11 protein-coding genes are annotated in these 12,555 nt (G+C 66.8%); 3 read left to right on the forward strand and 8 right to left on the reverse strand.

Annotation, left to right across the window (positions count from 1 at the left end):
* Positions 1-4: 4 nt before the first annotated feature.
* The 4 genes from mutL to IP89_RS06315 are packed head-to-tail and all read right to left on the reverse strand — an operon-like array spanning position 5 to position 5,289.
* Positions 5-1,882, reverse strand: a complete 1,878-nt coding sequence (gene mutL / locus IP89_RS06300; protein ID WP_043308432.1) for a DNA mismatch repair endonuclease MutL — start codon at positions 1,880-1,882, stop codon at positions 5-7.
* Positions 1,879-3,333, reverse strand: coding sequence for an N-acetylmuramoyl-L-alanine amidase (locus IP89_RS06305; protein ID WP_218185989.1), 1,455 nt, complete (start codon positions 3,331-3,333; stop codon positions 1,879-1,881). Before IP89_RS06305 ends, mutL begins: the two co-directional genes overlap by 4 nt.
* A 16-nt stretch (positions 3,334-3,349) precedes the next feature.
* A complete protein-coding gene (tsaE, locus tag IP89_RS06310) occupies positions 3,350-3,766 on the reverse strand; it encodes a tRNA (adenosine(37)-N6)-threonylcarbamoyltransferase complex ATPase subunit type 1 TsaE (RefSeq protein WP_371261936.1) in 417 nt (138 codons plus the stop codon).
* 26 nt (positions 3,767-3,792) lie between these two features.
* Positions 3,793-5,289: a bifunctional ADP-dependent NAD(P)H-hydrate dehydratase/NAD(P)H-hydrate epimerase gene (locus IP89_RS06315; protein ID WP_043308438.1), complete on the reverse strand. Its 1,497-nt coding sequence runs from the start codon at positions 5,287-5,289 to the stop codon at positions 3,793-3,795.
* Positions 5,290-5,353: 64 nt separating this feature from the next.
* On the opposite strand from IP89_RS06315, the gene queG reads away from it, so the two are divergent.
* Entirely contained in the window at positions 5,354-6,427 is a 1,074-nt protein-coding gene (gene queG, locus IP89_RS06320; RefSeq protein ID WP_043308440.1) for a tRNA epoxyqueuosine(34) reductase QueG, read from the forward strand.
* A gap of 21 nt (positions 6,428-6,448) precedes the next feature.
* Here the strand turns inward: queG and orn are convergent, their stop codons facing one another.
* Both orn and IP89_RS06330 read right to left on the reverse strand, forming a co-directional pair.
* The gene (gene orn, locus IP89_RS06325) at positions 6,449-6,994 is read right to left on the reverse strand and encodes an oligoribonuclease (protein WP_043308442.1); all 546 of its coding nucleotides are present in this window, start codon (positions 6,992-6,994) and stop codon (positions 6,449-6,451) included.
* Positions 6,995-7,032: 38 nt separating this feature from the next.
* Complete coding sequence (locus IP89_RS06330) at positions 7,033-7,803, reverse strand: class I SAM-dependent methyltransferase (protein WP_043308444.1); 771 nt, start codon at positions 7,801-7,803, stop codon at positions 7,033-7,035.
* 87 nt (positions 7,804-7,890) lie between these two features.
* On the opposite strand from IP89_RS06330, the gene rsgA reads away from it, so the two are divergent.
* Positions 7,891-8,922: a small ribosomal subunit biogenesis GTPase RsgA gene (rsgA, locus tag IP89_RS06335; protein WP_043308446.1), complete on the forward strand. Its 1,032-nt coding sequence runs from the start codon at positions 7,891-7,893 to the stop codon at positions 8,920-8,922.
* A gap of 46 nt (positions 8,923-8,968) precedes the next feature.
* Here the strand turns inward: rsgA and motB are convergent, their stop codons facing one another.
* Both motB and motA read right to left on the reverse strand, forming a co-directional pair.
* Positions 8,969-10,018: a flagellar motor protein MotB gene (gene motB, locus IP89_RS06340; RefSeq protein WP_043308447.1), complete on the reverse strand. Its 1,050-nt coding sequence runs from the start codon at positions 10,016-10,018 to the stop codon at positions 8,969-8,971.
* A 16-nt stretch (positions 10,019-10,034) separates the two neighbouring features.
* The gene (gene motA / locus IP89_RS06345; RefSeq protein WP_043308449.1) at positions 10,035-10,886 is read right to left on the reverse strand and encodes a flagellar motor stator protein MotA; all 852 of its coding nucleotides are present in this window, start codon (positions 10,884-10,886) and stop codon (positions 10,035-10,037) included.
* 119 nt (positions 10,887-11,005) lie between these two features.
* Here motA and IP89_RS06350 point away from each other — a divergent pair, with 119 nt between their 5' ends.
* On the forward strand, positions 11,006-12,532 hold the full coding sequence (locus IP89_RS06350; protein ID WP_043308451.1) for an HDOD domain-containing protein: 1,527 nt from the start codon (positions 11,006-11,008) through the stop codon (positions 12,530-12,532).
* The last annotated feature ends 23 nt before the right edge of the window (positions 12,533-12,555 follow it).

The following is a 12,555-nucleotide window of genomic DNA, read 5'->3' on the forward strand; positions in this document are numbered from 1 at the left end:
GACCTCAGCGTCCGCGCAGGAACAGCTTGTCGAGATCGTCCATGCCAAGCTGGGTCCAGGTCGGCCGTCCATGGTTGCACTGGCCACTGCGCTCGGTGCTTTCCATGTCGCGCAGCAGGCCGTTCATTTCCGGCAGGGTCAGGCGGCGATTGGCGCGCACCGCGCCATGGCAGGCCATGGTCGCCAGCAGCTCGTTGAGATGAGCCTGGATACGGTCACTGGTGCCGTACTCCAGCAGGTCGGCAAGCACGTCGCGCACCAACTGAGTGGCCTCGGCTTGCTTGAGCAGGGCCGGAATCTGGCGGATTGCCAGGCTCTCCTCGCCCAGGCGCTGCAGCTCGAAGCCCAGGCGCTGGAACCACTGCGCGTGCTCTTCGGCGCAATCGGCCTCGCGCTGGCTCAGGGCGATGGTCTCGGGCACCAGCAATGGCTGGCCGCGCAGGCCCTCGCTGGCCATGGCGGTCTTCAGCCGCTCGTAGGTAATCCGCTCGTGGGCCGCGTGCATATCAACCAGCACCATGCCCTGGGCATTCTCGGCAAGGATATACACGCCCTTGAGCTGGGCCAGGGCGTAACCCAGCGGCGGGATATCGCCCTGGGTCTGCGGTAGCGCGGCAGGTTGCTCCGGCAGCGGTGCGAAATACTCGCGATAGGCACCCTGCGCCTCGGCCTGGGGGAAGGCGGCCTGCGGCTGGGGCGCCTGGTAACCGGCCCCTGGGGAGCGCCATACGGAGGAAGGCTCGGCCAGCGGACGCTCCAGCACAGTCGCCGCCAGGCCGATCTCACCTTGCGGGCCGAACTCGCCAGCGGCCTGGCCGCTCGGACGCACGATCTGGTTGACCGCCGCCGGCGCCGCCAGCTGATCCTCCGGCCGCACCTCACCGAGCGCCCGGTGCAGGGTGCCATAGAGGAAGTCGTGGACCATACGGCTGTCGCGGAAACGTACTTCGTGCTTAGTCGGGTGCACGTTGACGTCGACCACGCCCGGATCGATCTCGAGGAATAGCACGAAGGTCGGATGACGACCGTTGAACAGCACGTCGCGGTAGGCCTGGCGCACCGCGTGGGCGACCAGTTTGTCACGCACCATGCGGCCGTTGACGTAGAAATACTGCAGGTCCGCCTGGCTGCGCGAGAAGGTCGGTAGGCCGACCCAGCCCCACAGGCGCAGGCCGCTGCGCTCCACCTCGATCGGTAGGGCCTGCTCGAGGAAGGCCGGGCCACAGACGCTGGCCACGCGACGGGCACGACTGATCTCGTCCGGCGCCTCATGCAGGGCGAACACCGTCTTGCCGTTGTGGCGCAGATGGAAAGCCACATCGAAGCGGGCCAGGGCCAGGCGCTTGATGACTTCCTGCAGATGATCGAATTCGGTCTTCTCGGCGCGCAGGAACTTGCGGCGCGCCGGGGTATTGAAGAACAGGTCGCGTACTTCCACCGAGGTGCCGACCGGATGCGCCGCGGGCTGCACCCGCGCCTCCATGTCGCGGCCTTCGGTCTCCACCTGCCAGGCCTGTTCGGCATCGGCGGTGCGCGAGGTCATGGTCAAGCGGGCGACGGAGCTGATCGAGGCCAGCGCCTCGCCACGGAAACCGAGACTAGCCACTGCCTCCAGGTCTTCCAGCTCGCGAATCTTGCTGGTGGCGTGGCGGGCCAAGGCCAGCGGCAGATCGTCGGCCGGAATGCCACCACCGTCGTCGCGGATGCGCAGCAGCTTGATGCCGCCCTGCTCGACCTCGACGTCCACACGGCGGGCGCCGGCGTCCAGGCTGTTCTCCAGCAACTCCTTGGCCACCGAGGCCGGGCGTTCGACCACCTCACCGGCGGCAATCTGGTTGGCCAGCCGCGGGCTCAGCAGCTGGATGCGACGCGCCTCGCTCATGGCTGCGCCGCCAGGGCGGTGGCCGGAATGCTCAGGGTCTGGCCGACCTTGATGGTGTCACTCCTCAGCGAGTTGGCGCTGCGCAGGGCCGACAGACTGACCTGGTAGCGCTGGGCGATCAGCGCCAGGCTCTCACCGGAGGTGACCACGTGCTCGCGCGGGCCGGCGGCGATCTTGCCGGAGTCGCGCAGCATGGCGATGTAGGTGCCGGGCGGCGGATTCTGCTGGAAGAATTGGCGCACGCCGGAGGTGATCGAACGCGCCAGGGCCTGCTGGTGGCCGAGGGTCGACAGCTTCTGCGCCTCGTTGGGGTTGGAGATGAAGCCGGTCTCGACCAGGATCGACGGGATGTCCGGCGACTTCAGCACCATGAAGCCGGCCTGCTCGACCCGGCGTTTGTGCAGCGGAGTGATGTGGCCCATGTTGCTCAGCACTTTCTGCCCGACGTTAAGGCTGGACGACAGCGAGGCAGTCATCGACAGGTCGAGCAGCACGCCGGCAAGCATGCGGTCCTTGTCATCCAGGCTGACGTTGCCGGCACCGCCGATCAGGTCGGACTGGTTCTCGGCATCGGCCAGCCAGCGCGCGGTCTCGGAGGTCGCGCCACGCTCGGACAGGGCGTACACCGAAGCGCCGAAGGCGGCCGCGCGCGGCGCGGCGTCGGCGTGAATGGAGACGAACAGGTCGGCGCCCTTCTTGCGGGCGATCTCGGTGCGCTTGCGCAGCGGGATGAAGTAGTCGCCGGTACGCACCAGCTCGCCGCGGAAGCCCTTCTCGGCGTTGATCTGGCGCTGCAGTTCCTTGGCGATGGCCAGGGTCACGTTCTTCTCGAATATCTTGCGACCTGGACCGAGGGCACCCGGGTCCTCGCCGCCGTGGCCGGCGTCGATGGCGACCACGATGTCACGCTTGCCGCCCGGCACCGGCGGTAGCTTGGCCGGCGCGGTGCCGGGGGCGGTGACTACTGGCACTGGCGCGGTAGCGACGGCAGGCGCCTGGGTGACTTGCGGAGCCTGCGGCGTGCTCGGCGCACCGGCCTCCTGGTCGAACAGATCGACAACCAGGCGGTGGCCGTACTGCTGGTTGGGCGCCAGGGTGAAGCTCTTGGGAGTAACCACGGCGGACAGGTCGAGGACCAGGCGCAGGTCGGTGGGCGAGCGCTGCGCTGCGCGCACACCGGTGATCGGGGTGTTGTTCAGCGACAGTTGATCCAGCTTGGTGGACAGCTGGGCACCATTGACGTCGATGACGATGCGATTGGGCGCGGCCAGGGTGAACACGCTGTGCTGCACCGGACCGGACAGGTCGAAGACCAGGCGGGTGTTATCCGGAGCACGCCACAGACGCACGCTGCGGATTTCGGTGGCGGCGGCCATCACGTCGGCGCCCACGGTCGCCAACATCAGCCCCACAGCACCCAACAGTGCCCGCATGCGCATAGCCTTCCCCATCTTCTTTCTTAAACTCTTATAAGGCAGCACACCACGCCTCGGCCCGCGCACCATGTGGCTGCAACTGCAGCGCGCGGCCGACTCCTTGCGGGCTAATGGTAATGTCCAGGTCCGCCTTTGGCAAAACGCCGGCGCCGCGCTGCGGCCACTCGATCAGGCACAGGGCGTCGCCTTCGAAATAGTCACGGATACCGAGGAACTCCAGCTCCTCCGGGTCGGCCAGGCGGTACAGGTCGAAATGGAACACGCGCACCTCCCCCAGCTCATAGGGCTCGACCAGGGTGAAGGTCGGACTCTTCACCGCACCGGCATGCCCCAGTCCACGCAAGATGCCGCGCGACAGCGTGGTCTTGCCGGCGCCCAGATCGCCGTGCAGGTAGATCACCCCACGACCGCCGGTCGCCTGGGCGATGCGCGCACCCAGCTCGTACATGGCGTCCTCGCCTTCGGCATAGAGGGTTATTTCAAGCACGGCGCATGCTCCTGTAACAGCTGACGAATGGTCGGAATCAGATCGCTGGCCGCCAGCCCGCGGCCCAGCTCGCCCTGGCGCTGACCGGCGCCGGCATGCAGCCACACCCCCAGGGCCGCAGCCGAGTAGGCATCCAGGCCCTGGGCGCGCAGGGCGCCGATCAGGCCGGCAAGCACATCACCAAGCCCGGCGGTGGCCATGGCCGGATGGCCGAGATCACACAGCAACAGGCGACCATCAGGTGCGGCCACCAGGCTGCCGGCGCCCTTGAGCACCACCACCGCCTGGTACTTCTGCGCCAGCGCCAGAGCCGCCGCTGGACGATCGGCCTGCACCTCGGCGGTAGCGATACCGAGCAGGCGCGCGGCCTCGCCGGGATGCGGGGTGATTACGCTATCGCCCGGCAAGGCGACGCTCCCCGTCGCCAGCAGATTGAGTGCATCGGCGTCCCACACCTGCGGGCGCAGGCTGGCGGCTGCAGCGCTGAGCAGGCTGCGACCCCAGGCCTGCTGACCGAGGCCGGGACCGATCACCAGCACGTCGGCGCGCTCGCACAGGCTGGGCAGCTGGTAGGTGGATTCGGTGGGCTGGCACATCACTTCCGGCAGACGCGCCAGGCTGGCAGGCAGATGCTCGGGACGGGTCGCCAACGAGACCAGCCCAGAGCCGGCGCGCAGCGCGCTCTCGGCGCTGAGCAAGGCGGCGCCACCGAAACCACGGTCGCCACCGATCACCAGCACATGGCCGAAGCTGCCCTTATGTGCGGTACGCGCACGCGGCGCCAGCTGTGGCAGGGCGCTGCCAGCCAGGCGCAGGGCCCGGTACGGCTGCTGGGCAACCAGCGCCGGATCGGCCTGCAGGTCATCGAACACTAGCTCGCCGACCCAGTCCGGCGCATCGCCACCGAACAGGCCGAGCTTCAGGCCGATAAAACTCACGGTCAGATCGGCGCGCACCGCCAATTCGGTGACACAGCCGGTGTCGGCATTCAGCCCGGTGGGAATATCCACCGCCAGCACCGGCAGGCCGGAGGCATTGATCGCCTCGACGGCGGCGGCATAGGCAGGACGCAGCGGGCCCTGGAGTCCGGTACCAAGCAGCGCGTCGACCAGCACGCCGCGCAATTCGGCCGCCTCGACCCAGGCCTCGATAGTCACTCCCGCCGCCAGTGCCGCGGTATGGGCCGTGGCGGCATCGTCCAACAGCTTTTCCGGGGCGCCGACCGCTAGCACGCGCACGGTCCAGCCAGCCTTGTGCGCCAACTCGGCGATCAGATAACCATCACCGGCATTGTTGCCGGCGCCGGCCAGTACCGTGATCTCTCCCGCCTGCGGCCAACGTCGGCGCAGGGCGCGCCAGGCGGCATGGGCAGCGCGCTGCATCAGCTCGAGGCCGAGCGTGCCGGCAGAGATCAGGCGGGCATCCAGTTCGCGCACCTGGGCGGCACTGTATAGAGGGAGGGGCAAGGCGTGATTGGCAGACATGGTTCGGCGATTCGGGTGAGGTCTGGCAGAATTATACCCATCTCCCCTGCCCCGCCGCCCCGCCATGCCCGATTCCCGCCCCGATCTCGCTCAACTGGCGCAGTCCATCAAGGACTGGGGCCGCGAGCTGGGCTTCCAGCAGGTGGGCATCACCGACGTCGAACTGGGCGAGCACGAGCAGCATCTGCAGCGCTGGCTGGACGCCGGCTACCAGGGCGAGATGGACTACATGGCCGCCCATGGCAGCAAGCGCTCGCACCCGGACGAACTGGTGCCCGGCACCCTGCGGGTGGTGTCGCTGCGCATGGACTACCTGCCCGGCGACACGCAGATGGCCCAGCGCCTGGCCGAGCCGGAAAGCGCCTACGTGTCGCGCTACGCCCTGGGCCGCGACTACCACAAGCTGGTGCGCAAGCGCCTGCAGCAGCTGGCCGAGCGCGTGCAGGCGGCCATCGGCCCGTTCGGCTACCGCGCCTTCGTCGACAGCGCGCCAGTGCTGGAGAAGGCCATCGCCGAGAAGGCCGGGCTCGGCTGGATCGGCAAGAACACCCTGGTGCTCAACCGCAAGGCCGGCAGCTGGTTCTTCCTCGGCGAGCTGTTCGTCGACATTCCGCTGCCGATTGATGAGCCGCACGCAACCGAACACTGCGGGCGCTGCAGCGCTTGTCTGGACATCTGCCCGACTGCGGCCTTTGTCGGCCCCTATGTGCTGGACGCACGGCGCTGCATCTCGTATCTCACCATTGAGCTCAAGGGTCCGATCCCCGAGGAGCTGCGCGCGCCGATCGGCAACCGCGTGTTCGGCTGCGACGACTGCCAGATCGTCTGTCCGTGGAACCGCTTCGCCCGCCCCACCGAACAGGGCGACTTCCAGCCGCGCCATGGCCTGGACAGCGGCGGCCTGGCCGAGTTGTTCCTGTGGAGCGAAGAGGAATTCCTCAGCCGTACCGAAGGCTCGCCGCTGCGCCGCGCCGGCTATGAGCGCTGGCTGCGCAACCTGGCCGTGGGTCTGGGTAACGCGCCTTCGACCATCCCGGTACTGCAGGCACTGGAGGCACGCCGCGACTACCCCTCGGAGCTGGTGCGCGAGCACGTGGCCTGGGCATTGAGCCGCCACCATGAAAAAGGCCCGCACTAGGCGGGCCTTTTCGTCTCTAGGTCAGACCTTGAGGAAGTGCTGACGGTAGTGTTTGAGCTCGGCGATGGACTCGCGGATATCGTCCAGCGCCTGGTGGGTGCCCTGCTTCTGGAACGAGTCCTTGACCTGCGGCGCCCACATGCCGGCGAGGATCTTCAAGGTCGACACATCCAGGTAGCGGTAGTGGAAGTAGGCCTCCAGCGCTGGCATGTACTTGTACAGGAAGCGTCGATCCTGGCCGATGCTGTTGCCGCAGATCGGCGACTTGCCCTTCGGCACCCACTGTTCGAGGAAGGCGATGGTCTGCGCCTCGGCGGCGGCGGTGTCGATCTTGCTGTCACGCACGCGCTGGGTCAGGCCGCTGTCGCCGTGGGTGCGGGTGTTCCACTCGTCCATGCCGGCCAGCGTCACATCGCTCTGGTGCACGGCGATCACCGGTCCCTCGGCCAGCACGTTGAGGTCGCTATCGGTGACGATGGTGGCGATCTCGATGATCACGTCCTGCTCCGGCTCCAGCCCGGTCATTTCCAGGTCGATCCAGATCAGGTTGTTGGGGTTCTGCGACATGAGTTCGGCTCCTTCTAGAATGGCGCCAGTTTAGCCGCTCACAGGTGCCAGAGCAGCAGCCGTGAATCGCGCCAATCATTCAGTTCGATGATCTCACCGGGCGCCACGCCCGGAATCTCGAAGCTGTTGCTGATCAGCAGGGCGCCGGGGCGCATTTCCCGGCGTGCCTTGGCCCACAGTTCAGCCATCGGCGCTGGCGAGAGGAAGCAATACACGGCGTCATAGCCGGACAGATCTTCCTGCCACAGGCTGCGATAGCGCACCCGGCAATTGCGATACGGCAGGCAACGCAGCCAGGCCAGCAGGAACACCAGCGGCGCGGTCTCCACCCCGTTCAGGCGCGCCTGCGGATAATCGCGCGCCAGCTGCACCAGGGTGCCGCCCAGGCCACAGCCCAGGTCGACGAAACGGAAATCCGCCGACTGCCCCGCCAGACGCTCGCTCAGAAGCTGGCGAGTGCGCGCGCCACTGAGGTACAGCGGCACCCGCTCGCGGAAACTGTTCCAGTTGACCAGCAGCAGCAGGACGAAGGCCGCGAAGAACCACCAGGCCGGCCACTCGCGACTCTGCAGCGCCAGCAAGCCAGGGACAAAGGCCAGATTCAGCACCAGCCACCAACTGCGCAGTCCCAGCCAGTGGCCCAGACCGGCGGCCAGCACGCCCTGGGTCAGCGCCGCCTGCCACAGGGTCGGCCGCCAGCCAACCAGCCGCAGCGCAGCGAACAGCGACAGGACAACGACCAGCACGGCCAGCAGTTGAGCCAGCAGAGCCAGGACGGCGGGATAGCGGGAGCGCAGGAGTTCGAGCATGGCGCCTGTTGTACCAGCAGGCCGAGGCCGGGGCCAGTCGGAGCCCGTGCTAAACTCGCCGCCGTTTTCTTATTCATCGGAAAGGCCATGGCCAAACGCCAACTGACCCGCCGCCAGAACTGGCGCATCGAAAAAGTCCAGGAAGAGCGCGCCGCCCGCGCGGCCAAGCGCGAATCGCGCCTGCTCGACGAGCTGGAAGGCGGCGACCTGGGCCCGGAGCAGACCGGCCTGGTGATCGCCCACTTCGGTGTGCAGGTCGAGGTCGAGGCCCTGGAAGGCGAGCTGGCTGGTCAGGTTCAGCGCTGCCATCTGCGTGCCAACCTGCCGGCGCTGGTCACCGGCGACAAGGTGGTGTGGCGCTCCGGCAACCAGGGCCACGGAGTGATCGTCGCGCAACTGCCGCGCAGCACCGAGCTGTGCCGCCCGGACATGCGTGGCCTGCTCAAGCCGGTGGCGGCCAACGTCGACCAGATCGTCATCGTCTTCGCCCCGCTGCCGCACCCGCACGCCAACCTGATCGACCGTTACCTGATCGCCGCTGAGCACGCTGGCATCCGTCCGCTGCTGCTGCTGAACAAGGCCGACCTGCTGGATGAGGAAAACGGCACCCATGTGGACAACCTGCTGACCACCTACCGCCAGCTCGGTTACGAGATGCTGGAAGTATCGGCGCACCAGGGCGGCGGCATGGAACTGCTGCAGACCAAGCTGGACGGACACGTCAGCGTGTTCGTCGGCCAGTCCGGCGTGGGCAAGTCGTCGCTGGTCAACAGCCTGCTGCCAGGCGTGGACACCCGCGTCGGCGATCTGTCCGAGGTCACCGGCAAGGGTACCCACACCACCACCACGGCGCGGCTGTTCCACTTCCCCGGCGGCGGCGAGCTGATCGACTCGCCCGGCATCCGCGAGTTCGGCCTGGTGCATGTCAGCCGGGATGACGTCGAAGCCGGCTTCATCGAGTTCCGCGACCTGCTCGGCACCTGCCGCTTCCGCGACTGCAAGCACGACCGCGAGCCCGGCTGCGCCCTGCTCCAGGCCCTGGAGGACGGCCGCATTCAGCCGCAACGCATGGCCAGCTACCGGCACATCCTGGCCAGCCTGCCCGAACCCGAATATTGATTGAAGCGCTGAAACGAAGAGGCCGCGATGATCGCGGCCTCTTGCTTTATTCCTGCGGCTGGTCGAACTGCAGCGCGCCGTCCTCGAAGATGTTCAGGCGCTGGCGCAGTTCCTCGGCCTGCGCCGGGTCGTCCGGCGCGGAAGAGCCAGGCGCGACCGCCTCGGTCGGCGCCGGAGCCTCGGCGGATTCGGCCGTGCCGTCGCCGTCCTGCTCGCCCTCGATCGCGCGCTGGGCCTTCTTGGTCAGCACGATGATGTCGATGCGCCGGTTCACCGGATTGAACGGATCCTTGCGATCGAACAGCGCCGAGGAGGCGTAGCCGACCACCCGCGCCACCTTCTCGTCCGGATAGCCACCGGCGACCAGCGCCCGCCGCGCGGCGTTGGCACGGTTGGCCGACAGCTCCCAGTTGCCGAAATCACCGGCGCCGGCGAACGGCTTGGCATCGGTATGGCCGCTGACGCTGATCTTGTTCGGCACCGCCTTGATGGTCTCGGCGAGGATCAGCAGGATGTCCTCGAAGTACGGTTGCAGCCGCGCGCTGCCGAGGTCGAACATGGGCCGGTTCTCGGCATCCATGATCTGGATGCGCAGTCCGTCCTGAGTGATCTCGAAGAGGATCTGGTCCTTGAACTTCTGCAGCTCGGGGTCCTCGTCGACCTTGGTCTGCAGCTCCTGCAGCAGCAGCTCCAGGCGCTCACGCTCGACCTGCTCGGCGAGCTTCTCGGCCATGTTCTCGTTGATCTTTTCGGAGTCGCTCTCGGCCTGGTCGCTCTTCGCATCGACCGCTGCCTCGGCCGAATCCGGCGCATCCTTCAGTTCGGGGTTGAGGGTGCGGTCCGGCGCCGGCGTCGGCGTACCACCGAGGTCGATGACGTAGGGACTGGCACTCTCGGTGAAACCGATCGGGTCCTGGAAGTAGCCGGAAATCGCCTTCTTCTGCTCCGGGGTCGCCGAGGACATCAGCCACATCACCATGAAGAAAGCCATCATGGCAGTAGCAAAGTCGGCGAAGGCGATCTTCCAGGCACCACCGTGGTGACCGCCGGCGATCTTCTTGACCCGTTTGACCAGTATCGGCTGGTTGTTTTCCATGGCTCAGCGATCCGACTCAGCTGCCACGCATGGCCTGCTCAAGCTCGCTGAAGCTCGGCCGATGCGCCGGCAGCAGCACCTTGCGGCCAAATTCCACAGCCAGGGTCGGCGGCATGCCCGAGGCAGAAGCGACCAGGGTCGCCTTGATCGACTCGTACAGGTTCAGTTCTTCCTTGGCATCGTGCGTCAGGGCGTCGGCCAGCGGGGCAAAGAAACCATAGGAGGCGAGAATACCGAGGAAGGTACCAACCAGCGCGGTACCCACTTTCTCACCGATCTGGGCGTTGTCGGCGGTGGCGAGGATGGACATGGTGATCACGATACCCAGCACCGCGGCCACGATACCCATCGCCGGCATACCGTCGGCGATCTTGGACACCGCATGCGCCGGGTGTTCCAGCTCTTCTTTCAGGCTGGATATCTCCATGTCGAAGAGGTTTTCCAGCTCGTGCGGCGCCATGTTGCCGCTGGACATGATGCGCAGGTAATCGCAGATGAACGCCGTCATCTGCGCATCCTTGAGGATGCCCGGGTACTTGCTGAAGATCGGGCTGGCGTTGGGGTCCTCGACGTCGGCCTCGATGGCCATCATGCCTTCGCGGCGGCTCTTGTTGAGGATCTCGTAGAGCAGCTTCAGCACTTCCAGGTAGAAGGCGTGCGTGAAGCGGCTGCTGAACATCTTCAGCGACTTCTTGAACACCGTCATGAAGGCGCTGCCAGGGTTGGCCTGGAGGAAGGCCCCCAGCGCCGCACCGCCGATGATCATTACTTCGAACGGGTGCACCAGCGCCATGATCTTGCCGCCAGACAAGACGAAGCCGCCAAAAACACAGCCGAATACAACCAGGATGCCGATGATCTTGACCATGGGAATTTAGCTTGAAGAAACCAGTCGAAAGGGTTGTTTGCAATAACCCTTCTATTTATCGGAAGTATTGCGCCAGACTATAGGCAGTAAAGGCGAAAAGCCAGTTTGGCTCAACCCGCATGCCCACTACGAAGAACCTTCCCCGCAGTATCGACGCCTGGCTCAAGCAGCTGGACGAGGTGCGCCTGCCCATCGCCAGCCATCACCATGAGGCCGTGCGACGTGTCCTGCTGGACAGCCGCAAGTCGCTGCGCGACATCGCCGAGCGCATGCAGGACAGCCCAGCCGTGGCCCTGGCCGTGCTGCGCGAGGCCAACCGCAACACGGGCAGCCTCGGCGAGCCGGCCGAGAGCCTGGAGATGGCCCTCAACCGCCTGGGCCTGAAACGCGCGGAAACGCTTCTCGGGCAGATACCAGTACTGGATGAGGCGCAGATCCCCCTCCCACTGCGCCAGTTGCAACTGATCAGCCTGCACGCCTCGCAGCAGGCCAATGGCCTGTTTGCCGGACGCCTGGCGCGCCTGTGGCAGGAAATCCACTGGGGCAGCCTGCTGTTCCTCGCGCCGCTATGGCCGCTGGCCGCCAGCCAGCCGCAGCTTTTCGAGGCCTGGGAGCACCGCGTGCTGGGCCGCGGCGAGCCGGCCTGCAAGGTCGAGCGCGAGCTGCTCGGGGTGTCTCTGACCGCCTTATGCCTGGCGCTGGCCCGGCATTGGCGCCTGCCGGAATGGATAATCCAGGGCTACCGCCTGCTGGTCGAGGATCGTCGCCTGCTGGTCAAGGCCCTGCATATCGCCCGCGACAACGAGCACACGCTGCACCAGCAGCAGGTGCTCGATGACGACAGCAACCTGCGCCGCTGGCTGACCCAGCCCGGCAACAGCATTCTCCTGGCCAATGGCCTGGCTATCTCCAGCCACCACAACTGGAGCTGCCAACACCATCTGCGCTGGCAGCGCCTGGCTGGCCTGTACCTGCAAACGGAGCTGCCGGACCTGCAGCAGCTGATCCACCAGCAGGCAGCCCTGAGCGCTCGCCAGCACGCCCAGCCCGACCTCTGGCACCCAGCCGAGGCACTGCTGTGGCCCTGGGATGCCTGCCGCCTGAAGGATCTGCAGGCGGCACCGGCAGCGCCCAAACCCAACACCCAGCTGGACCTCTGGAAACAGCACTGCGCCAAGCTGCTGGCCCAGCCCTCACCCTTCGCCAACGTACTGCAACTGACCGACAGCGCCTGCCAGGCCCTGCAAGCAGGCGGCATGCAACGCGTACTGGTGCTGCTGGCGGACCGCACCCACAGCCGCCTGATGGCCCAGCAGGTGGCCGGCCTGCCTGAGGCGGCGGCGCAGCTGCGCCTGGACCCGGCGCAAAGCCAGGTGCTGCGTCGCCTGCTGGCCGAGCCTGGCCAGCTGCGCCTGTCGCCGGCCAACCTGGCTCAGGTCTCGGCCCTGCTGCCGGGCAGCCTCAAGGCACTGTTCAGCGGCGAGCACCTGATACTGCGCTCGATTGCCAGCAACGGTCGGGTGGTGATGCTGCTGGTGGCCGACCAGGGCGGCGGCGACATAGGCGCAACGCCACTGCAGATCTTCGGCAAGACCGTGCAATGTATCGAGCGCGCACTGGCCACCTTTGCCCGTCGCGGCGCCTGACCTTTCCGCTACAATCGCCGTTT

Origin of the sequence: Pseudomonas sp. ML96, from assembly GCF_000761545.1 — a bacterium.
Classification (GTDB): Bacteria; Pseudomonadota; Gammaproteobacteria; order Pseudomonadales; family Pseudomonadaceae; genus Aquipseudomonas.

Excerpts from the sequence above, each read along its gene's own strand:
- orn (WP_043308442.1), bottom strand. The coding sequence starts at position 6,994 with ATGTCGCAGAACCCCAACAACCTGATCTGGATCGACCTGGAAATGACC.
- tsaE (WP_371261936.1), bottom strand. The coding sequence starts at position 3,766 with ATGTACGAGCTGGGTGCGCGCATCGCCCAGGCGACCGGCGGTCGTGGG.
- IP89_RS06330 (WP_043308444.1), bottom strand. The coding sequence starts at position 7,803 with ATGCTCGAACTCCTGCGCTCCCGCTATCCCGCCGTCCTGGCTCTGCTG.
- IP89_RS06350 (WP_043308451.1), top strand. The coding sequence starts at position 11,006 with ATGCCCACTACGAAGAACCTTCCCCGCAGTATCGACGCCTGGCTCAAG.
- mutL (WP_043308432.1), bottom strand. The coding sequence starts at position 1,882 with ATGAGCGAGGCGCGTCGCATCCAGCTGCTGAGCCCGCGGCTGGCCAAC.
- IP89_RS06305 (WP_218185989.1), bottom strand. The coding sequence starts at position 3,333 with ATGGGGAAGGCTATGCGCATGCGGGCACTGTTGGGTGCTGTGGGGCTG.
- queG (WP_043308440.1), top strand. The coding sequence starts at position 5,354 with ATGCCCGATTCCCGCCCCGATCTCGCTCAACTGGCGCAGTCCATCAAG.
- motA (WP_043308449.1), bottom strand. The coding sequence starts at position 10,886 with ATGGTCAAGATCATCGGCATCCTGGTTGTATTCGGCTGTGTTTTTGGC.
- rsgA (WP_043308446.1), top strand. The coding sequence starts at position 7,891 with ATGGCCAAACGCCAACTGACCCGCCGCCAGAACTGGCGCATCGAAAAA.
- IP89_RS06315 (WP_043308438.1), bottom strand. The coding sequence starts at position 5,289 with ATGTCTGCCAATCACGCCTTGCCCCTCCCTCTATACAGTGCCGCCCAG.
- motB (WP_043308447.1), bottom strand. The coding sequence starts at position 10,018 with ATGGAAAACAACCAGCCGATACTGGTCAAACGGGTCAAGAAGATCGCC.